This is a genomic window from Dyadobacter sp. SRI_021 (assembly GCF_057586235.1).
The window spans coordinates 1,060,673-1,080,821 of record NZ_JBYCZM010000001.1 but is presented as its reverse complement, the minus strand read 5'-3'; the positions used below and the strand labels follow the sequence as shown (position 1 = coordinate 1,080,821).

20 protein-coding genes are annotated in these 20,149 nt (G+C 50.0%); 15 read left to right on the top strand and 5 right to left on the bottom strand.

The window, feature by feature from the left end; genetic code table 11:
- The first annotated feature begins 1 nt into the window (after position 1).
- The 4 genes from AC2YIT_RS04500 to AC2YIT_RS04485 all read left to right on the top strand — a co-directional run bounded on the left by AC2YIT_RS04500 (position 2) and on the right by AC2YIT_RS04485 (position 5,030).
- Positions 2-229, top strand: coding sequence for a DUF2905 domain-containing protein (locus tag AC2YIT_RS04500; protein WP_430842010.1), 228 nt, complete (start codon positions 2-4; stop codon positions 227-229).
- 132 nt (positions 230-361) lie between these two features.
- Positions 362-1,927, top strand: coding sequence for an MrcB family domain-containing protein (locus AC2YIT_RS04495; RefSeq protein ID WP_487278360.1), 1,566 nt, complete (start codon positions 362-364; stop codon positions 1,925-1,927).
- Positions 1,927-4,191, top strand: coding sequence for a DUF2357 domain-containing protein (locus AC2YIT_RS04490; RefSeq protein WP_487278359.1), 2,265 nt, complete (start codon positions 1,927-1,929; stop codon positions 4,189-4,191). The genes AC2YIT_RS04495 and AC2YIT_RS04490 overlap by 1 nt, the downstream gene beginning before the upstream one ends.
- An 86-nt stretch (positions 4,192-4,277) precedes the next feature.
- Entirely contained in the window at positions 4,278-5,030 is a 753-nt protein-coding gene (locus AC2YIT_RS04485) for a GDSL-type esterase/lipase family protein (RefSeq protein WP_487278358.1), read from the top strand.
- On the opposite strand, the gene AC2YIT_RS04480 is transcribed toward AC2YIT_RS04485, so the two are convergent.
- A complete protein-coding gene (locus AC2YIT_RS04480) occupies positions 5,027-5,542 on the bottom strand; it encodes a hypothetical protein (RefSeq protein ID WP_430842018.1) in 516 nt (171 codons plus the stop codon). The genes AC2YIT_RS04485 and AC2YIT_RS04480 overlap by 4 nt on opposite strands.
- A gap of 155 nt (positions 5,543-5,697) precedes the next feature.
- Here AC2YIT_RS04480 and AC2YIT_RS04475 point away from each other — a divergent pair, with 155 nt between their 5' ends.
- Entirely contained in the window at positions 5,698-6,066 is a 369-nt protein-coding gene (locus tag AC2YIT_RS04475; protein ID WP_487278357.1) for a hypothetical protein, read from the top strand.
- Here AC2YIT_RS04475 and AC2YIT_RS04470 read toward each other — a convergent pair.
- On the bottom strand, positions 6,063-7,064 hold the full coding sequence (locus AC2YIT_RS04470; protein WP_430842020.1) for an aldo/keto reductase: 1,002 nt from the start codon (positions 7,062-7,064) through the stop codon (positions 6,063-6,065). The two genes, AC2YIT_RS04475 and AC2YIT_RS04470, sit on opposite strands and share 4 nt — an antisense overlap.
- Positions 7,065-7,189: 125 nt before the next feature.
- On the bottom strand, positions 7,190-8,098 hold the full coding sequence (locus AC2YIT_RS04465) for a helix-turn-helix domain-containing protein (protein WP_430842022.1): 909 nt from the start codon (positions 8,096-8,098) through the stop codon (positions 7,190-7,192).
- Between the two features lie 252 nt (positions 8,099-8,350).
- Between AC2YIT_RS04465 and AC2YIT_RS04460 the strand changes: the two genes are divergently transcribed.
- The 8 genes from AC2YIT_RS04460 to AC2YIT_RS04425 all read left to right on the top strand — a co-directional run bounded on the left by AC2YIT_RS04460 (position 8,351) and on the right by AC2YIT_RS04425 (position 16,204).
- Entirely contained in the window at positions 8,351-8,803 is a 453-nt protein-coding gene (locus AC2YIT_RS04460; protein WP_430842024.1) for a carboxymuconolactone decarboxylase family protein, read from the top strand.
- Positions 8,796-9,620, top strand: coding sequence for an isocitrate lyase/PEP mutase family protein (locus AC2YIT_RS04455; protein ID WP_487278356.1), 825 nt, complete (start codon positions 8,796-8,798; stop codon positions 9,618-9,620). Before AC2YIT_RS04460 ends, AC2YIT_RS04455 begins: the two co-directional genes overlap by 8 nt.
- Positions 9,621-9,757: 137 nt before the next feature.
- Positions 9,758-10,336, top strand: a complete 579-nt coding sequence (locus tag AC2YIT_RS04450) for a helix-turn-helix domain-containing protein (protein ID WP_430842028.1) — start codon at positions 9,758-9,760, stop codon at positions 10,334-10,336.
- Between the two features lie 305 nt (positions 10,337-10,641).
- Positions 10,642-11,340: an HAD-IA family hydrolase gene (locus AC2YIT_RS04445; RefSeq protein ID WP_430842030.1), complete on the top strand. Its 699-nt coding sequence runs from the start codon at positions 10,642-10,644 to the stop codon at positions 11,338-11,340.
- A 15-nt stretch (positions 11,341-11,355) separates the two neighbouring features.
- A complete protein-coding gene (locus AC2YIT_RS04440; protein ID WP_487278489.1) occupies positions 11,356-12,504 on the top strand; it encodes a TIGR03364 family FAD-dependent oxidoreductase in 1,149 nt (382 codons plus the stop codon).
- 10 nt (positions 12,505-12,514) lie between these two features.
- Entirely contained in the window at positions 12,515-13,489 is a 975-nt protein-coding gene (locus AC2YIT_RS04435; protein WP_487278355.1) for an alkaline phosphatase family protein, read from the top strand.
- Positions 13,490-13,523: 34 nt separating this feature from the next.
- On the top strand, positions 13,524-14,882 hold the full coding sequence (locus tag AC2YIT_RS04430; protein WP_487278354.1) for an aspartate aminotransferase family protein: 1,359 nt from the start codon (positions 13,524-13,526) through the stop codon (positions 14,880-14,882).
- A 20-nt stretch (positions 14,883-14,902) separates the two neighbouring features.
- Positions 14,903-16,204 carry a DUF5690 family protein gene (locus AC2YIT_RS04425; RefSeq protein ID WP_487278353.1) on the top strand — a complete coding sequence of 434 codons (1,302 nt, stop codon included), beginning with the start codon at positions 14,903-14,905 and terminating at the stop codon, positions 16,202-16,204.
- An 86-nt stretch (positions 16,205-16,290) separates the two neighbouring features.
- On the opposite strand, the gene AC2YIT_RS04420 is transcribed toward AC2YIT_RS04425, so the two are convergent.
- Positions 16,291-16,512 carry a hypothetical protein gene (locus tag AC2YIT_RS04420; protein ID WP_430842038.1) on the bottom strand — a complete coding sequence of 74 codons (222 nt, stop codon included), beginning with the start codon at positions 16,510-16,512 and terminating at the stop codon, positions 16,291-16,293.
- 269 nt (positions 16,513-16,781) lie between these two features.
- On the opposite strand from AC2YIT_RS04420, the gene nhaA reads away from it, so the two are divergent.
- Together nhaA and nfi are read left to right on the top strand one after the other, a co-directional pair.
- On the top strand, positions 16,782-17,960 hold the full coding sequence (nhaA, locus tag AC2YIT_RS04415; protein ID WP_430842040.1) for a Na+/H+ antiporter NhaA: 1,179 nt from the start codon (positions 16,782-16,784) through the stop codon (positions 17,958-17,960).
- Positions 17,961-18,042: 82 nt separating this feature from the next.
- Positions 18,043-18,783 (top strand): deoxyribonuclease V, encoded by a 741-nt coding sequence (gene nfi, locus AC2YIT_RS04410; RefSeq protein ID WP_430842042.1) that lies wholly within the window; start codon positions 18,043-18,045, stop codon positions 18,781-18,783.
- A gap of 174 nt (positions 18,784-18,957) precedes the next feature.
- Here the strand turns inward: nfi and AC2YIT_RS04405 are convergent, their stop codons facing one another.
- Positions 18,958-20,124, bottom strand: coding sequence for a glycoside hydrolase family 18 protein (locus AC2YIT_RS04405; protein ID WP_487278352.1), 1,167 nt, complete (start codon positions 20,122-20,124; stop codon positions 18,958-18,960).
- Positions 20,125-20,149: the final 25 nt, after the last annotated feature.

Genomic DNA, 20,149 nt, shown 5'->3' with positions numbered 1-20,149 from the left:
AATGTCTCAGGTAACGGGTAAATATCTCATTATCATTGGCCTGTTGGTGATACTGGTGGGTGTTGTCGTGTATTTTCTCAGCGACAAACTGCATTGGCTTGGCCGGTTGCCGGGCGACATTCGTGTTGAAAAGGAAAATTTTCGGTTCTACTTCCCGATTACCACCATGTTACTCCTCAGCGGTTTGCTGAACCTGCTGATCTGGCTTTTCCGGAAATTCATGAATTAGTGTGACTGATTCTCTATCAGCTTAATAACCAGGGTTATAAATTCGTCTGAAAGGGCGGATGCGTTTGGGAGAGAACAAAATATCATTCATCTTTAAGCCACTTGAATGATTGGTTCCCTAACACACTATTTCATGGAATTTTTCGAACAGCTCACCCGCTTTCTGGCGCAATGCCAGACCGAAAACCTCAAAACCTCTCACTTCGCTGGCAAGCTGGAAGGGCTCAAAATCAAGATCAGTTTTGGAAAAGGCAATCCTGCGCGGGTGCCGTGGATCGCATTTCTGGCGCCCGGGCAGCACATCAGCAATGGCATTTATCCATTCTATCTTTTTTACAAAAGCCAACAGTTATTGGTATTGGCCTTTGGCGTAAGCGAAACACTTTCTCCCGAAATACCGTGGCAGCAATCCGACGCGGAAACGATCAATAGTTATTTTAAAAGGCATGGGCTGGGCAAGCCGGCAAGATACGGCGGCTCGTTCGTATTCCGGGTTTATGAAGTTGCGGATCTGGATAAACAGCAAGTTGAGGCGGATTTACAGGAGATGTTGGGTATTTATAAGGCTACCCTTTCGGGCAGCATAACCGGGCACCCGCAGTTTGACTATCAGGCATTTCATCAAATGGCGTTGGAATGCGGCCTGCAAATCGATCCGGAGCTCGTACTTCGGTTTACAGCGGCACTCATAGCAAAGCCATTTGTAATCCTGACGGGCCTTTCAGGTGCCGGAAAGACGCGGTTGGCGCATGCATTTGCACAATGGATTTGTGAAACGGAAGATCAGATCTGTCTGGTGCCGGTAGGAGCCGATTGGACCAACCGTGAGCCACTCCTGGGCTTTCCGAATGCGCTCGAACCTGGACAATACGTAAAGCCCGAAAGCGGCGTCGTAGATCTGCTGATATCCGCCGAAATCAATGCGGATAAACCGTATTTCCTGATCCTCGATGAAATGAACCTGAGCCATGTCGAACGGTATTTTGCCGATTTTCTGAGCGGAATGGAGTCGGGTGAGCCCATCCGTCTGCATAATGAAACTGCCGGTGGGGTGCCGCCGCGCGTTCGGGTAACGCCCAATTTGTTTATCGTTGGAACGGTGAATATTGATGAAACGACTTACATGTTCAGTCCCAAGGTACTCGACCGGGCCAGTGTGATCGAGTTCAGTATCCTGAAAGAGGAAATGCAGAAATTTCTGAAATCCGGGCCAATCCCTGCCGCCGGCAGCCTCGCGGGAAATGGGGCAGATGTGGCCGAGGCATTCGTGGCTATGGCGCGCAACAGTGTGCCGGAAAGCCCGGTTCGGGCGCAGCTCTCCGATGAATTGCTGGCATTGTTTGAAATACTAAAGCCGGCGGGAGCAGAATTCGGCTACCGGAGTGCTGCCGAAATCCTGCGGTTCGCGGGGGTGATCCACCAACTTGGGGCCAAATGGCCGGTGCAGAAAGTGATGGACGCGGCTTTGATGCAAAAGCTTTTACCTAAAATCTACGGCTCCCGCAGGAAGCTGGAACCCGTGTTGAAAGCGTTAGGCAAGCGTTGTTTGGCTGATCCGGACCTGCTGGACGACTACCTGGCGGGTAAGAAAGATTTATTGGGTCCGGAAGAGGTGTATTACCCGGCGGCATTGGAGAAAATCAGGCGCATTTACAGAAACCTGATCGATCATGGCTTCGCCAGTTTTGCGGAAGCCTGATGGAGGGGAATGAGCTCCTGATAAGCGCCGAAACGACCGACGGGGTTGTTTCGGTGCACATTATCGCCGAAGAACGCAATGAACCGACCATTTTTGAACTGGACGAATGGGAAGCATTTGAGCATGGCGAGGCACGTATCCAATTGCTGGAAGGTTGTTTTTATGAATATGAGGTGCTGGGTGATTTTGTGCTTCGGTCGTCACCAGCCGTGGTACCTTCCCGCATCAATCTGGCAATGGGACGGCTTACACCGCATGTTTATGTAGGTACGCTGACGATCGAAGTGCTGCGGCTTTCGGATAACGCCTGTTGCGGAGAAATAAAAGTAGAAATCCGCTCTAAAAAAGCCAGCTATCGAACCGACTATCGCCTGATGCTGGAAGGAATCACCGAGCACTGCACCGATTTGTTGTTCTACTACAACGCGCCCGTTACTCATCCCTTCACACCCGACTACCAGACCGATCCGCAGACGCTCTACCAGCGGTTTGCATTCGTGAATGCCGTGCTCATGAGCCGGAGGTTTGAAATAGCATTTCAGAAAATAGTGCGGAATCCGATCATGAAATGGCAGGGGCAAGAAGCAGAAAAGGATATCCGAAACGCTGGGCGCGCTGATCGGAGTACTCTAAATCAGCTGAGAAAAAGAGGCAATCGCATTGTGCTTTCGGATCACCATATCCTTAAAAAACGAATGGTTTCGATACCCTCCCGGATAACGGTCGGTTCGAAAACCGACTCCTTGGATACGCCCGAAAACCGCTTCGTAAAGCACGCGTTGGAGGTTTTTGCGGGCTTTGTGAACCATATTAAGCGGATTGCGCCGGAGCGTAGCCGCTTCTGGCACGAGGCTGCCGTATTGGAAAACCATTTGAATCAGATGCTTTCGGCCCCGTTGTTTAAAGAGATAGGAAAGCCGGTCCGACTTGTATTGAATGGTCCTGGCCTGGTCCGGAAAGAAGGGTATAAACAAATCCTGCGGGTGTGGCTGATGTTCGATCTGGCTGCGCGACTGGTTTGGCGCGGTGGCGACGATGTGTATCATGCAGGGAAAAAGGATGTTGCCGTGCTGTACGAGTACTGGCTGTTTTTCGAACTGCTTGATATTGTAAAAAGTGTATTTGCCATAGAACCGGCGCATATAGGTAATCTGGTGAAGCCAACGAAAAATGGATTGGGGTTGCAACTCAAACAAGGTCATCATTTGCCGGTCAGTGGTGTTTTCGATGCTGGTTCCCGGAAGCTCAATGTGGAATTCAGTTTCAACAGGTCTTTTTCCGGGCACAACGATTATCCGCAGGCCGGCAGCTGGACCACCGGAATGCGGCCGGATTTTACATTGTCGATCTGGCCCGCCGGCGTTACGCAGGCCCAGGCCGAAACCGAGGAACTAATCGTGCACATTCATTTTGATGCCAAATATAAGGTAGAATCGGTGGCGGGCGTATTTGGAGAAGATGAGGTACGGCTCGCTTCGGGTGAGCCTCAACCTGATCACACGCGGGACGATCTGTTAAAAATGCATAGCTATAAGGACGCCATACGCCGGACTGCGGGCGCATATGTGCTCTACCCGGGCGCAGATGGGAAGGTTTACAAGAGAAAAGGGTTCCATGAACTGATTCCGGGCCTGGGCGCATTCGCGATACGGCCCTCTAAAACCGATAGTGGCCGCGAGGAACTGAAACGCTTTCTGCTCGACGTCGTAGCGCATTTTCAGAACCGGGCTTCGCAACGTGAAAAAGTTGCGTTCCGTAGTTTTGATATTTACAACAATCAGGCATCGGCGGATATGAGAGAGCTGCTGCCGGAAGCGTTTGGTAAAAACCGTGATCTGATTCCCGACGAAACTTTTGTGTTGGTCGGATATTACAAGAACGGCGAGCATCTCAACTGGATCCGAACGCACAATCTGTACAATTTCCGCACCGGCGCCAGAAGCGGGTCGCTGTCACTGGGCGTAGCCGAAGTGAATGCGCGGTATCTGCTGCTGCACGGACCGGGCCAGCCGCTGTCGGGTATGCTCTTCAAGCTGCATAACAGGGCGCCGAGGTTGTTTTCTAAACAAGATTTGATACAAAAGGGATATCCGGCGCCCTCCCGGGAATTGTATCTGGTGTATGCCACAGATCCGGAAGTTGAGCCGGAGTTTGCGGGGATGCGCTGGGATGTGACACGGCTTCCCGGCTACCGCGCCAACCGGGCATCCGGCCTGCCGTTCTCCGTCAGCCTGACAGAACTCATGAAAGTGCTGGTAAAATGATAGCCGTTTTTTTCGGTAGTATTTGCGGTGCCGGTCTTTTCTTAAACATATCCGAAAAGTTTATAAGTCTCAATCCGGCATATTCAATGAAGATTCTAACACTTGCTGCTGTATTTCTCCTGACTTCCCTCAACGTTTTCTCCCAGGCCAAGCTGAGCATTGTCTTTATCGGCAATAGCATTACTCAAGGTAAGGGCGGAGACAACGGTTTTCCTCCACCTACACACGCCGTCAACTATTTGAAAGCACAAAAGGGCATCGACGACGTCTTGTACGCGAACGTCGGGCGCAGCGGTTCCACTACGGTAGACTGGCTCCCGGAGACAGGCAAGTATTTCACGCTAGCCACTACCGCTGCCGATAGTTTGTATCTCAAAAAAGACCATCAGCTATTGTTCTCGATGAAGCTCGGGACTAATGACAGTGCGATACAAGGTCCAAACGGCTCGCCGGTTTCAAAGGAAAGCTATAAAAAGAATATGCAGACAATCGTTTCAGAGCTGCTGAAACGGTATCCGGGAAGCAAAGTCATCATTCATCACCCGATCTGGTACAGCACCAATACCTATAATCGGTCAAAATATCTGGCGGAGGGGTTGGAGCGGCTTCAAACGTATGTTCCGGAGCTCGATGCGTTGATCAGGGAATACAAAACCACCGAACCCGGACGTGTTTTCAAAGGGGATACCAAAGCATTTAAATACTTCAAAAAACATTACCTCAAACTCTTCAAGCCCGAAAATGGACAGCAGGGCGTGTTTTACCTGCATCCCAACGTAGATGGTGTCGCTGTACTGGGCGAGTTTTGGGGGAAAGCGATTAAAAAGAAGGTGCTTTAAGCACCGGCGGAATCCTTCCTGACAGGCTTCAAGCCCCTCATTGCTTTTAACCCGATAGCAGGGCTTTGCACCGGAATGGACAGGAGCTTTTCTTCGGTTTCGGGTTCGACGTATTCACGGTAGCCGGTCAGGTAGCGTTGTATGATGAAATCTTCTTCCCGTTCGAACTGGACTGAGGACTGGTCGATAAGCGATGAAATGTTGTACAACTTTTTATGCCAGAGCAGGGCATTGAGGTTACCGTCGAAATGGTAATGGTTCTCAAAGCCACGGTCAAATTTGAAAACGATCGGTTTGCCCGCGTTAGCAAGTAGGCTCTCGGGCGTACCCGTCAATGTGATCGGGATGTAGGTCTTTTTATCGTAAATAAATCCTCCGTGGGTGTTTTTGATATATTCCCGCATCTGTCGTGGTGCGTCGCCTACGAGGAGGACATCCACGAGCAGGATATGTTCCGTGGCATAAAACTGGCCGGGGTTCTGTATGAGCGGGAGCTGGGAAATTCGGATCATCTGACAATTATTCCTTGGTATGGGCGTAAAATTAGCTAACATTCCCATTGTCACAATCATCCCCGAAAAGAGCACGGGACAGGTATAACAATTTTTACACGATCACTTGTTGCAGTAAATCCGGCGAAATATATTGAGCGGAAATAATTGTCACCATGGTAAAAACATACAGGTTTATCGCCCTCCTCGGCGACGGTCGCGAGCGATACAGCGACAAAGAATTGAATGCAGAATGGCCCACTGAGCCGATTGTGATTGATGCGTTCGGCTTTTCGGACGTTTACCGGTATTCAGGAGTGGTTTTTCTGAACGAAGAATGGTTCGGGAAATACAGCAAAAACTGGCGGAACGATACTACCGAGATCGATAAGCTGCTGGTGAATTTGGTTAAATATTCAGCGAAGGAAGCGCACTCCGAGAACCTGGCTAAGATTAAAAGCTACCTGGCTTCCCCGCCCGAGACGGTCGAGGAAGCCGTAGCGCTTTGGAGAACCTTTTACGATCCTTCATTGAAAACTATTTAATGATTAACCATTTTCAGGGCGCCTTCACTGTACCTTGCTCCGGTGTCGGGGTAGCGGGCAATGAGGGCGTCGATGGTTTTCAGGTCTTCGGCTGAAAGGCTTACCTCGAGTGCGCCGGCGTTCTCTTCCAGGTATTTGCGTTTTTTAGTACCTGGGATCGGGATAATGTCGTCGCCTTGTGCGAGCACCCATGCAAGCGCGAGTTGCGCAGGCGTGCATTGCTTGTCCGCAGCGATTTCGGCAAAGCCGCTTACAAGTTTGGCATTATTATCGGCTACATCTCCCTGGTACCGTGGCAAGGTGCGGCGGAAGTCGCTTTCTGCAAGTGTTTCTGTATTCAGTGTATTGGTGACGAGCCCTCTGGCCAATGGTGAATAAGGGACCAGCGAAATGCCCAACTCGCGGATTGTATCGAGGATCGTTCCTTCCACATCGCGGGTAATGACCGAATATTCGCTTTGCAATGCGGCGATCGGATGCACGGCATGGGCTTTGCGAATGGATGCCGCGGAAGCTTCACTCAGACCCAGGTAACGGACTTTGCCTTCCTTCACCAGCTCGGCCATGGCACCAACCATTTCTTCCACAGGCACATTCGGATCAACGCGGTGGGCGTAATAAAGGTCGATGGTGTCAATTTTCAGCCTTTTCAGGCTGTTTTCCACGGCGACCTTCATCCAGGCGGGTGAACCGTCGAAGTAGGCGCCGGCGGAGTTGCGGGGTGTGCCAGTCTTGTCGCCGTAGCGGAACCCGAATTTGGTGGCTATGAAAATCTTGTCGCGGTTCGGTACCAACACTTGTGATATCAGTTTCTCGTTTTCACCGTCGGCGTACATGTCGGCGGTGTCCCAAAAATTGATGCCGAGGTCGAGGGCGCGGTGCAGCGTGGCAATGCTCTCGGTGTCGTCGGTGGGGCCATAAGCGAAGCTCATGCCCATGCAGCCTAATCCGATGGCTGATAATTTTTCTTCTGTTTTTCCAAGGCTTCTGTATTGCATTTGTTTGTTGGCTATTGGCTTATGGCCGGGTGGATAATGCAGTATTCAGGATAATCCTGATGGTACAAAGCTACTCTTGAGCGGCGGGTGTCGCTTTATAGTTTTCAAACAGATCTTTATAAAAATCACACAGCCTTTGCGCGTACGTTTCCAGGGGTGAGGCCGGTCTGTTTTTTAAAGAAAATGTTGAAATAGGCAGGGTATTCGAAGCCCAGGCTGTAAGCGATTTCCGACACGTTCCAGTTGGTATGGTTGAGCAGCGCCTGGGCTTCCTTGGTAATGCGTGCCGAAATGTGCTCCGTGGTGGTCTTTCCGGTAATTTCCTTAACCGAGCGGTTCAAATGGTTGGCATGTATCGAGAGGCTTTGGGCATAATCATTGGCGGTTTTCAGGCGCAATGCATTCTCGGGGGTGTCGATCGGGAATTGACGTTCGAGCAGCTCCATAAATAATGAAGTGATCCTGGCCGAAGCATTGATTTGTCGCTCAAATGTCTCGGCCGGCTGCATTTTCATGGCTTCATGGATGATCAGGTGCAGGTAGTTACGCAGCATGCCGTATTTATGCTGGTAATCCGATTCGATTTCTGCCATCATCTTTTTGAAGATCAGGGAAAGCTCTTTTTGCTGCAGTTCATTCACAAAATACACCGGATTCGCTCCGATTTTGAATAGCGGTGAATCCTGTAAAAAGTCTTTGCGCTCAGTGGGATGGACGAACGTTTCGGTAAATAAGGTAAACCAGCCCAGCTGCGATTCCGAGATCGCTTCCCACGAGTAGGGCACCATCGGGTTAGAAAAAAGCAATGCGGGACGGTCTATCTCGATCCATTTGTCGGCATAATGCAGGCGGCCCGTGCCTATAATGAACGAAACTTTATAAAAGTCGCGGCGGCTGTACGGCGTCTTTTTATAGCACGAATTCCTCTCAAATACATTGAAATGTCCGATGCCGGCATTGTTCAGCGACAAGTCCGTTGGATTGGCTTGTGGTACGCGACGGTAGAATTCCTGGATTGATTCAGTATGGCTCATAGTGTAATATTATAAAATTCAAATAACAGATGCGACGGTGAAAGTTTCCGGGGAGCTCGAATTAATCGCTTTTTAATTTCGAAGCGACCGGCTTTTGACGGATATTGGACTATTCAAAATATGTTAGAATGGATCACAGAGGTAGTCCGGGTGGATTTTAATTTTGAATGACTGAATGGCTGAATGACTGAATATTATACTCCCTCATTCAGTCATCCAATCATTCACTCATTCACTCATTCAACATTAGCTATGTCCCACCGCAAACCAACCAGTGAACTAACCCCAAAGGCCTTCGCGGCCGTGCGGGAACTTGAAAAGTACGTGGCTTCCACAAGTCTCGACAAAGTGCATTACAAACTGATCAAAATCCGCGCCTCGCAGATTAATGGGTGCGGGTTTTGCCTGGACATGCATGCACGTCAGGCCCGCGAAATGGGCGTGAGCGAGCAGCGTATCTATATGTTAAGCGCCTGGCGAGAGGCGAATATTTACACGGAAGAAGAAAAGGCAATTCTGGCACTCACCGAACAAGTGACGCTCATCAGCCAGGGTGTGAGCGACGAGGTCTATGGGCGGGCAGTAGCCCTGCTCGGGGAAGAATATACCAAAGCTGTGGTAATGGGTGTGGTGGCGATCAGCGCCTGGAATCGTATCATGATCACCGACCAGGTGGCGGTTAATCCTCAGGAGAGTTATGTTTAACAGTCGCCCTATCCAGATGAGCAGCCAGTCGGAAAAAGCCGATTTGCTCAAAAAGCTGCATCATAGTGGGAGAATGCTCGTGCTGCCTAATATTTGGGACGCTGCCGGCGCAGTATTGCTCGAAAAACTGGGCTATCCGGCAGTGGCTACGGCTAGTGCCGCCATTGCGCGTGCCCATGGCTACGAGGATGGCGAGCGGATCCCGTTTGATTTCCTGCTGGGCATTGTAGCTCAAATCGTAAAAACGGTAAACGTGCCGGTTACGGTAGATATCGAAGCGGGTTATGCAGCCGACAACGAAATGCTGAGGTCGAATATTCGTCGCCTCATCGCCGCTGGTGTCGCGGGTATCAATATCGAGGATTCCGATGTGCGTACGCATGAACTGCTGCCGGTGGGTGAGCAGGTGGAGAAGCTGAAAGTGATCGGGCGGGTAGCAGAAAGGGAAAATACGAGGCTGTTTATCAATGCCCGTACGGATATTTTTCTCGTGAATCCCGAATTGTCGGAAGACCAAAAGCTGGCACTGGCGATCGAGCGCGGGCGGGCGTACCTGGAAGCGGGTGCTGACGGCATTTACCCGATCTTCGCGACGGGGGAAGAGACGCTCAAGACGTTGGTGAATGCATTGAAGGTACCTATCAATGTAATTGCCAAAAGTGATGCGCCTGATTTGGATGTGCTTCAAACACTCGGTGTAGCACGTGTGAGCTTCGGTCCGAACTTGCATCGGGCGACGCTGTTGTCGATGGAGGCGTTGATGAAAGAGGTAAAGGAAAGTCTCAGCCATAAACCGGTTACGGACTTGCTCATGTGACGCGATGATGGCTTTTTACGTATAGTATGGAAATCTCCCGGAGGCCGCAACCGGGAGATTTTCTATTTTTAGATCAAAATTAGGATTTACTTTGTACCTGTATCCAACGAACTTAATCCCTTATCACGCTCAGCACTATGCAGGAGGACATTCTTTTTCAGATCAGCAACAAATTAAAGGAAATCAGGAAAAGTAAGGGAGTTACCCTTCAGGAGATTGCCGACGAAGCGGGCGTGACGAAAAGCCTTGTGTCCCAGATTGAAAACAGCCGGACGATTCCATCGCTACCGGTGATGCTGGGGTTGATCAAGGCATTGGATATTGACCTGAACGTGTTTTTCAAGGATATCATTTCCACTGCGCCGGGCGAAAATGTGCTGGTCCGACGGAAGGAGGAGTACCAACCTTTTACTAAAGAAAACGCAAAAGGGTACTTCTATCAGCGCATTTTTAGCAAGCAATTCAAGGATAATCATATCGACGTGGTGCTGCTGCGCCTCGAAAAGGACGCGAAGCGGCCGATGGTGCGTACCAATGCATTCGAATTTAAGTATGTGCTTTCAGGCGCGGTGGAATATACCGTTGGGAAAAATAAATACATCCTGAATCAGGGCGATTCCATGTTTTTTGATGCGAACGAACTGCACAACCTCAAATGCAGTGACTGTGACGAGGCGGTACTGCTCGTTATTTACTTCTTCAACGAGGCTCAATAGCCTTTTCAGGATATTCTTCTTGTTAAATATTAATTAACATTTACTTAACTTTTAATCGGGGTTAGTTCACTAGCTTTGCGGTGTTCGAGGTTTTGTTATGCCTAATTTTAAATATTAGTTAACTTTTGCTTGTTCGTTAAAGGGATTTGCGGTATTTTTCAGCTGTAAACCAATGTTGCTTTGGGGTCGGTGGAATATGAAAGTTAAATTCTGCTAAACATTTTGGCTTGAATAGCCTTCCCGCCAAAAGGCAGACATGGCTTATGACAAAGTTTAGTATTAGTTCACCAATTATACCAAGTAAGATGTCGATAGAACTGGTAGTTTTCGATATGGCAGGTACGACTGTCAAGGATAAAAATTTTGTAGGGATTGCATTTCAGCAGGCGATGCGATCGCAGGGATATGAGATCGCGATCGAGCATGTGAACCCGCTGATGGGTTACGAGAAGCCGCTGGCAATTAAAATGATGCTCGAAGTGCGCGAGTCCGACAAGTCGAAGATTACGGCGGAACTGGTGGATACCATTCATACCCATTTTGTGAACGGGATGATCGCGTTCTATCAAACGACCACCGAAATTGCACCGCTGCCGCATGTGGAAGAGACTTTTGCCGCGCTCCGCGGGCGAGGTGTTAAAATTGCACTGAATACCGGTTTCTCCCGCGACATTGCGGATGTGATCGTGAGCCGGCTAGGTTGGAAAGATAAAATCGATTGCCTCGTAGCCAGCGATGAAGTGCCTTACGGGCGCCCTTACCCTGACATGATCCGTAAAATCATGGCTGAATTGGGAGTTACATCGGCCGAGTGTGTTGCCAAAGTAGGTGATACCGAAGTAGATATCAACGAAGGGATTAATGCAGGCTGCAAGTATGTGATCGGAGTTACGACCGGCGCATTTACCCGCGAGGAACTGCTGCCTTACAAGCCTACGCATATCATTGACGATATCGCCGAAGTGCCGGGCATCATCTCGGCCAGTCACGAAATGGCTGTCTAAGATTCATTCACTCACATTCATATCAGATTTAAAAGCATGAGCAAATCTGCGATTGTCATCGGCGCGGGGATAGTAGGGTTGGCGACGGCAAGGGCTTTGGCCACAAGGGGTTACCAGGTAACAGTTATCGAGCGTTCTTCGCAAGCCGTGGGGGCATCCATCCGCAATTTTGGGATGGTATGGCCGATCGGCCAGCCGGAAGGTACATTATATGAGAGGGCCTTGCACGCTAAAAGCATCTGGAAAGAGGTGCTGGAAGGCGCGAAATGCTGGTCACAAGAAGCGGGAAGCCTGCATATGGCCTACCAACAGGATGAGTTGGAAGTGATCCAGCAGTTTGTGGAGGTTAGCCCTTATCGTCCTGTGAGTTTCCTGAATGCAGAACAAACGCTCGCGAAATCGCCGGCTGTGAATCCTGACGGATTGCTGGGGTCGTTGTATTCGGCGGATGAAATGATCGTCGACCCGCGTGAAGCCATTGCGGCAATTCCCGGTTACCTTACTGCCGCATTAGGTGTTACATTTACCTGGAATACAGCGATTTCGAAGGTGACCTATCCTGCTGTGTTTTCGGGTTCGAAAAGCTGGTCTGCTGACGAGATCTTCGTTTGCAGCGGCCAGGATTTTGAAACGCTTTACCCCGAACAGTTTTCGGCGGCACCGCTGATCAAATGCAAGTTGCAGATGATGCGCCTTGAAGCGCAGCCTGACGACTGGCGCATTGGCCCTGCGCTATGCGGGGGATTGTCTTTCATTCACTATCATGGGTTCAAAGCGGCGGCGTCACTGCCCGGCCTGAAGGCCCGGTATGAAAGCGAATATGCCGAATACCTCAAATGGGGTATTCATGTCATGGCGTCGCAAAACGGTCTGGGTGAGATCACGGTAGGTGATTCGCATGAATATGCGCTCACTTTCGATCCTTTCGACCGGGAGTTTATCAATACTATGATCCTCGACTACCTGGGTACATTCGCGCAGTTTAAATCGCCGAAAGTGTTCCAGAGCTGGCACGGGATCTATCCTAAGATGACGAATGGTGCCACGGAGATTGTTTTAAAGCCGGAAAGCGGCGTGACGATCATCAATGGCCTCGGTGGAAACGGCATGACCCTTTCGTTTGGACTTTGCGATGAAGTTGTTGGTGGAACTTACCAATCCTAAATTCCGATATATGCTTGCAAAAATTTCCTGTGCGCTGGCGGCCACATTGCTGCTGACTGCATTTCATCCCCGGTTCGAAGAAGCTTCGTCGGGACAGGCCGGGTCTGACGAAAAGCCGACGGGTATTGAACACGTCATTGTGATTGGTGTCGATGGATTGAGTCCCGATGGTATCAAAAAGGCGGAAACGCCGAATATCGACCGGATGGTGGCCAACGGTGCGGTGAAATGGAACGTGCGGACGGTGCTTACCTCTGCAAGCAGCCAGAACTGGGCGTCGATGATCATGGGCGCAGGCCCGGAGCAGCACGGGATTATCAATAATGACTGGGAGTTGGACAAACATACGCTCCCGCCCATCGTGCAGGAGGCCGACGGCCGCTTCCCGACGATTTTCAGCATTTTACACAAAGCAAAGCCCAATGCTGAAATTGGTGCAGTATACCATTGGAGTGGTTTCGGGAGATTATTCCAGAAGAATGCGGTGAATTACGACAAGCACTTCTCAACCGAAGATTCTACTGCAACTGATTTTATTCAGTATATCAAAAACAAAAAGCCGGTATTGGGTTTCGTGCATTTCGATCACGTAGACCACGCCGGCCATCACGACGGCCATGGTTCAGTGCCGTATTATCAGTCCGTTACGAAGGCGGATTCATTGATCGGTAAAATTCTGGCGGGCATTAAGGATGCCGGCATTGCCGAAAAGACGCTGGTAATCCTCTGGGCCGACCACGGCGGAATAGGCAAAGGTCATGGCGGCGCAACACCGCAGGAGGCGGAGATAGCAGGAGTATTTTATGGGGCCGGTGTAAAGAAAGGCTATTCCATTCAACAGCAAGTTTATACTTACGACCTTGCTTCGACGATCGCATTTGTGCTGGGAGTAGAGCAGCCTTATGCGTGGATCGGTCGTCCGGTGAAGCCGGGTTTAAATGGGTTTGATGAACCTAAAAACCTCTGGCTCGGCGAAAAACCGTAAATTGGCTCAAAGCATAAAACCCTGAACCCTGCGCATGGCAGCTGTACACAACCGAACGGAAGGCGACATTAATTTATCATCCGCGCGTCAGGACTGGTATGCGGTCATCAGCGACTCCGAAACGTCGGGCTACCTGCACGAAGATGCGGAGTATTTTCTCCATCAGTCGCTTTCGACGCCCTGCCTGGATGTGCTCGTTTCCTGCGAAGGCATTTACCTGACCGACGTGCAGGGCAAGCGCTACATGGATTTTCACGGTAATAATGTGCACCAGCTTGGTTACCGGCATCCTTATGTGATCGAAAAGCTGAAAGCGCAAATGGATATCCTCCCGTTTTCACCGCGCAGGTATACCAATATTCCGGCCATTGAGTTGGCCAAAAAGCTTGGTAATCTCATGCCCGGAGATCTCAATCGAGTACTTTTTGCACCGGGAGGCACATCGGCGATCAGCATGGCTTTGAAACTGGCCCGCATCGTGACGGGCAGGCATAAGGTAGTGTCGCTCTGGGATTCGTTTCATGGCGCTTCGCTGGATGCCATTTCTGCAGGTGGCGAACTCGATTTCCGGAAAGATATGGGGCCGCTGATGCCCGGTGTGGAGCGCATTCCGCCGCCAATGACTTACCGCGGTCCGTTTGCTGCGGCCGGAAACGGCGACGTTCCTTATGCCGACTATCTCGAATATGTCATTGAAAAAGAAGGTGATATCGGTGCTTTTGTGGTTGAAACTATCCGTAATACCGATGTACAGATCCCTTCGCAAGCCTATTGGCAGCGTGTACGGGAGATTTGCACCAAACATAAAGTGCTCCTGATTCTGGACGAAATTCCGATCGCATTCGGGCGGACGGGAAAGATGTTTGCCTTCGAGCATTACGGCTTTGAGCCGGATATTGTGTGCCTGGGTAAAGGGTTGGGAGGTGGTGTGATGCCGATGGCCGCCATCGTGGCGCGTGATAGCTATAATGTGGCGCAGAGTGTTTCGTTGGGACATTTCACGCATGAGAAAAGCCCGCTGGGGAGCGTGGCGGCATTGGCAATGCTGGATTTTATCGAGCAAAACGACCTGCTTGCCAAAGTGAATGCCGATGAGGAATTTATGCGTGTGGAGCTGGAAAAACTGAAAGACAAATATCCGCTTATCGGCGAGGTGCGCGGTATCGGTCTACTATGGGGCGTGGAACTGGTGAAAGACCGCGGGACGAAGGAAAAGGCTGTGCAGGAAGCCGAAACGGTGATGTACGAATGCCTGAAAAACGGTTTGAGCTTCAAGGTGTCGCAAGGGAATGTGGTGCAGCTTTCGCCGCCGCTCATTATCACCCGCGAGCAACTGAGAGAAGCATTGCAGATTCTGGAAAAAGCCATCGAAACGGCTTCGGTTTTGGTATAGAAAACTCAACACTTAACCATATGCGCCTGAAAGAAGCACTTACGCGATCGAATACGTTTTTTGTCAGTTGGGCGGTTGTCGCTTCCTTTGGGACTTATTTCTGCATGTACGCTTTTCGCAAGCCGTTTAATGCGGGACTTTACCAGGGGCTCGAACTCGGCGAGGTGAGTTACAAGGCAATTCTGATCATTTCGCAAGTGGCGGGGTACACGCTCTCCAAATTTGCGGGGATTAAAGTGATTTCTGAATTAAAGCATAATGCGCGGGTCAAGCTGGTGATCGGGCTGATCCTCATTGCCGAGCTTGCATTGCTCTGTTTCGGGTTGGTCCCGTATCCCTACAATTTCGTTTTTATGTTCATGAATGGCTTGCCGCTCGGGATGGTTTATGGCGTGGTGTTCAGCTTTCTGGAGGGGCGTCGGTTTACCGAAATGCTGGCAATGGGGTTGAATATAAGTGTAGTGGTGGCGTCGGGGATTCTCAAAACGACCTATATTGAAGTCCACGGCTTATTTCCCGGTATCTCGGAGTTCTGGATGCCGTTTTTTATGGGACTGCTTTTCCTGCCGCTGTTTCTGATGTTCGTATGGATGCTTTCGGTGATCCCCAAGCCGACAGCCGAAGACATTGCCTTGCGTACAGAGCGCGTCCCTATGACGAGCGCGGACAAGCGGCTCGTGATGCGGCAATTTGGCTTCCCGATTATTTGTCTCGTCATTTTCTACGCCACACTGGTAGTAGTGCGCGATTTCCGCGACAATTTTACCATCGAAATCTGGAACGAGATCGATTCGCATTGGGGTAGCAGTGTGCTCACCACCACCGAAATGATCACGGGTATCGTAGTGCTGGTAATCATTGGCGGACTGGCATTTGTGCGGGACAACCTCACGGGCTTCAAGCTCACCTACCTCATTCTCTTTGCAGGGATTACCCTGATCGGCGTAGGGACGTTGCTGTTCGAAAAGTCGGTGATTAGTGGTTTCGACTGGATGCTGATGGTGGGTTTGGGCTTGTTCCTGGCTTATACTGTGCTGCAGACAGTCGTTTTCGAGCGGATGATCGCATTGTATCGCATCAAAGCGAATGCAGGGTATTTTGTATACATCTGCGAAAGTATCGGCTATATGGGCAGCGTAGGACTGCTGCTTTACAAGGAATTTTTCATGAAAGACCTGAGCTGGTCGCGGGTGTTGATGCAGTTTTCATACCTGCAATTCTGTCTCGGGCTGTTGTTGCTCGCTGCCAGCAATATCTACTTCGATAAATACCGGTCGGGGCGTTCGGCTTCCAAAGTCGGTACGCCGTTTGCTGCGGCCTGATTATTGCTGAAAGGGCATAAAAAAAAGGAGGTGCAAGTGCCCTCCTTTTTAACATCTCAATTTCACCTTTCAATTTTTACTAAAACCTATTTTGTCGTTTTAAGCTCCACGATGGCTGCTTTCTGAGCCGGTGTTTGCGTATTATATGGGTTCACTTTAGTCGCTTTCGGTGGTGCCGGTGTCTCTATAACCGGGGTTGACGCTGGCAACGCATTCTTGATTGTATTAGCTGATTTATTGTCGTCTGCAAATGCAACTGAACTGGTCAATGCGACAACGCTAACGAAGGTCGTGATCAAAGTTTTCATAGCTCTATTTATTTTTTATTCTTGTCTTTGTCTTATTTGATGATGCAAATATAAATGGTATTTTATGAATGACTCTATATTTATTCAATGAATGATCAAACGGTTATGTGAATGGTTTTTATTGTTGATGAGTGATTTAATGGCGTTTGTGGTCTACTTGTATTTTGAAATATTCAAATATTATCCAACATGTTAATAAGATGGTTTTTATTTGAAAAATACAATATTTTGTTTAATTACGTTTTGCCGCAATTTGCTATATTGCCGGTATGGCTAAAATCATCAACCTCAAACCTTTCAAGGAATTTGTACAGTCGGAGTCGCTGGGCGGCGCGATACTGATCATTTGCGTGATCATCTCGCTCATAATCGCCAATTCATCCCTTGCGGACGCGCTCGGAAACCTGCTCAACACGGAGTTGGGTTTTCATACCGAAAGCATCCATTTGCGCTATCCCGCGCTTTTGTGGATCAACGACGGGCTGATGGCCATTTTCTTTCTGCTTGTGGGATTGGAGATCAAGCGGGAGCTCGTCGAGGGTGAGTTATCGTCGTTTAAAAAGGCGGCGTTACCCATTTTTGCGGCATTAGGAGGGGTGTTGGCTCCGGCGGCGATCTACTTTTTAACCAATCAGGGCGAGCCCACCGCTGCCGGCTGGGGTATTCCCATGGCGACGGACATTGCTTTTGCCATTGCGATTATCACCATGCTGGGGAACAAGGTGCCGCCTTCGCTCAAAATTTTCCTCGCAGCTCTCGCTATTGTCGACGACCTTATGGCCATTCTGGTGATCGCCATTTTCTATTCCTCCGAGCTGCATTATAACTACCTGCTTTACGCGGGGGCTATTTTCGGCGGATTGCTGGTGATGAATCGTGCAGGCGTCAAGAGCCTGGCGGCCTACCTTATTCCGGGCGTGTTTATCTGGTATTTTGTGCATCACTCGGGTGTACATGCCACAATCGCTGGCGTGCTCACAGCCTTCGCAATTCCGACCACACCCGACGCCCAGGAGTCGCCACTCGAAAAACTGGAGCATGCCCTGATGAAGCCGGTGAATTTTGTAATCATGCCGGTTTTTGCATTGGCCAATACCAACATTACCTTCGAATCGGGCATGCTTGAAGGGCTTACTACTAAACTTGGGCTGGGGATTATTCTCGGATTGGTAGTGGGTAAGCCGTTGGGTATCAGTTTGCTTTCCTGGCTGACGGTGAAATTGGGTATCAGCAGCATGCCGAGCCGGGCAGGGTGGGCGCATATTATCGGTGTAGGAATGCTGGGCGGCATCGGCTTTACGATGTCGGTGTTTATCGCCTTGCTGTCGTTCCCTGGCGAGGCTCTGGTTTTGGCGGAGGCGAAATTCTCGATCCTCACCGGTTCGATCCTCTCAGGTGTACTGGGTTATCTGACGCTGACCAGCGTGAGCAAAAAGTCGGCACGATAATGGGCTGTTCTGTTTCCAAATGAAGGTGGCGTGGTTTTTGAACGCCATGGAAAATAGATTTTGGATACAACCACGAAGCATCATGCCAGACTCACTGAACCGTATGGTGATCACGCCGGAGCTAAATTACGATCAGCTTACTATTTCCGAAGCGACGCTTGTTCAGCAGCAGCTTCGCGGGCAATTAAACCTGGAACCATTTCGAAAAGACATCAAAACGATCGCAGGCGCTGACATTTCCCTTGCACTTTATAGTGAAACCGTCTACGCCGGATTAGTGGTGCTCAACTACCCTGAACTTCGGCCCATTGCCTATTCGCTGGTGAAAAGCAGCACGATATTTCCCTATGTACCCGGTTATCTCGCATTCCGGGAAATTCCGTCGATTCTGAAAGCCTATGAGCAACTTCCAGTGAAACCTGATGTTATCATGTTTGACGGAAACGGCATTCTCCACGCCCGCAGAATGGGTATCGCTTCGCATTTCGGTGTCATTACTGGCGCAGTCACCATGGGCTGCGCCAAGAAAAAACTCGCTGGGAAATACGCCGAGCCGGGCAATTTCAAGGGCGAATACACGCCCGTAACCGATAAGGGAGATGTGATCGGCTACGCGGTAAGGACGAAAGATAACGTAAAGCCGGTGTTCATTTCGCCAGGCCATCAAATGAGTCTCGAAGACAGCCTCGCCCTCGCGCTCCAATGCATGAGAAAGCATCGCCTACCCGAGCCCACACGCTACGCACATGAGTATGTGAACCGGTTCCGAATAGGCGCATTAACCGAAGGATATCACGAAATCAACAGCTGGACGCTCTTTTAGAACAAAAAACATCAAACACAAAAAAGGCAGTGCCAGCGGCACGCACGATATCCTCCAACCAGGGGTTTCAACCCCTGGCCAAGCGGCAAGATGGCCGCCTGACTAGCCAGCTCAGCTAGCCAAGCGGCAAGATGGCCACCTGACTGGCCGGCTCAGCTAGCCAGGTGCAAGATGTTACTTTAATGACTTGTCAATCTCGTTAAGCAAGTACTTTTTGGGATCCGAATCATACTCCCAGAACATCACCCCGCCCAACTTGTTGGCCAGCACATATTTGCATTTTTCCCTTACCGACTCCTCGTCATCGTAGCTTAGTACATCGCCGGTTTCCGCATTCAGCAGGTAAGGTGCTTTCGCCACAGTGTCGCGGTATTCTTTGTAGCCTTTTTTGTTAACCAGGCTGTCTTTGATGTAGGTATAGCCGTCGATGTATTGCTGTTTGATCTGTTTCTGTCCCAGTCCTTTTTCCAACTTGGCAACCGTAAACATCCTGCCGTAGAATGGAAGACCTACCACGAGTTTTTCCATCGGAACCCCCGCCGCATGGAAGCCTTTTACAGCATTATCCACCGATTTGGCCGTTTTGTAGATTTTGGAAGGGTACAAGCTCGCATGATGAACAGCAGTGTCGCCCTGGAAGAGGTCGTAGGTCATCAGGTTTACGTAATCCAGGTAACGCTGGGCTTTACCCATTTCGGTAGCATTCAGGAACTCCACCCAACCGGCCACAGCAGTGGTAAGCAGCTTTTTCTTGCCTGTTTCCTCTTCCAGCAGATCCAGCTCATTACGGATCGCGTGGAACATTTCGGTGTAGTTCTGCTTGTCTTCGAGACGGAAAACGTTGCCGTCTTCACCTGGCAGACCAGGATATTCCCAGTCGATATCCACACCGTCGAGATTGTATTTTTTGATGATTTCAACACTGCTTTTGGCAAATACTTTGCGGGAGGAGTCGGTCAGTACAGCGTCGGAGAAATTCTCGCTCCATGCCCAGCCGCCGATCGAGATCAGGATTTTCAGATCGGGATTGTCGGCTTTGAGGAGGTTAAGCTGCCGGAAATTGGTCGTGTCGGTTTTCTCATTGCTCAAAAACGCCTTTCCATTTTTAATATCAATGAATGCATAATTGATATGCGTCAGCATTTTGGCCTCGATATTACTGGTATTCAGCAAGCCGTGGAAGCCGCCTACATAGCCGATCACGACCGGCCGTCTGGTAGAGTCGGCGTCGTCTCCGTCCTTTTTTCCGGACGAGCAGCCATTCAGAAATAACAATGGGGCAATGAGGAGTACAATCAGCAACGCCGTGCCGAGGTTCTTTTGAGTAGGGATTAGGCGCATGGTATTGGTTTTGATTTGAAGGGTT

Bases quoted from the DNA above. Each gene is read 5' to 3' on its own strand.
- AC2YIT_RS04500 (WP_430842010.1), top strand. From the start codon at position 2: ATGTCTCAGGTAACGGGTAAATATCTCATTATCATTGGCCTGTTGGTG.
- AC2YIT_RS04495 (WP_487278360.1), top strand. From the start codon at position 362: ATGGAATTTTTCGAACAGCTCACCCGCTTTCTGGCGCAATGCCAGACC.
- AC2YIT_RS04490 (WP_487278359.1), top strand. From the start codon at position 1,927: ATGGAGGGGAATGAGCTCCTGATAAGCGCCGAAACGACCGACGGGGTT.
- AC2YIT_RS04485 (WP_487278358.1), top strand. From the start codon at position 4,278: ATGAAGATTCTAACACTTGCTGCTGTATTTCTCCTGACTTCCCTCAAC.
- AC2YIT_RS04480 (WP_430842018.1), bottom strand. From the start codon at position 5,542: ATGATCCGAATTTCCCAGCTCCCGCTCATACAGAACCCCGGCCAGTTT.
- AC2YIT_RS04475 (WP_487278357.1), top strand. From the start codon at position 5,698: ATGGTAAAAACATACAGGTTTATCGCCCTCCTCGGCGACGGTCGCGAG.
- AC2YIT_RS04470 (WP_430842020.1), bottom strand. From the start codon at position 7,064: ATGCAATACAGAAGCCTTGGAAAAACAGAAGAAAAATTATCAGCCATC.
- AC2YIT_RS04465 (WP_430842022.1), bottom strand. From the start codon at position 8,098: ATGAGCCATACTGAATCAATCCAGGAATTCTACCGTCGCGTACCACAA.
- AC2YIT_RS04460 (WP_430842024.1), top strand. From the start codon at position 8,351: ATGTCCCACCGCAAACCAACCAGTGAACTAACCCCAAAGGCCTTCGCG.
- AC2YIT_RS04455 (WP_487278356.1), top strand. From the start codon at position 8,796: ATGTTTAACAGTCGCCCTATCCAGATGAGCAGCCAGTCGGAAAAAGCC.
- AC2YIT_RS04450 (WP_430842028.1), top strand. From the start codon at position 9,758: ATGCAGGAGGACATTCTTTTTCAGATCAGCAACAAATTAAAGGAAATC.
- AC2YIT_RS04445 (WP_430842030.1), top strand. From the start codon at position 10,642: ATGTCGATAGAACTGGTAGTTTTCGATATGGCAGGTACGACTGTCAAG.
- AC2YIT_RS04435 (WP_487278355.1), top strand. From the start codon at position 12,515: ATGCTTGCAAAAATTTCCTGTGCGCTGGCGGCCACATTGCTGCTGACT.
- AC2YIT_RS04430 (WP_487278354.1), top strand. From the start codon at position 13,524: ATGGCAGCTGTACACAACCGAACGGAAGGCGACATTAATTTATCATCC.
- AC2YIT_RS04425 (WP_487278353.1), top strand. From the start codon at position 14,903: ATGCGCCTGAAAGAAGCACTTACGCGATCGAATACGTTTTTTGTCAGT.
- AC2YIT_RS04420 (WP_430842038.1), bottom strand. From the start codon at position 16,512: ATGAAAACTTTGATCACGACCTTCGTTAGCGTTGTCGCATTGACCAGT.
- nhaA (WP_430842040.1), top strand. From the start codon at position 16,782: ATGGCTAAAATCATCAACCTCAAACCTTTCAAGGAATTTGTACAGTCG.
- nfi (WP_430842042.1), top strand. From the start codon at position 18,043: ATGCCAGACTCACTGAACCGTATGGTGATCACGCCGGAGCTAAATTAC.
- AC2YIT_RS04405 (WP_487278352.1), bottom strand. From the start codon at position 20,124: ATGCGCCTAATCCCTACTCAAAAGAACCTCGGCACGGCGTTGCTGATT.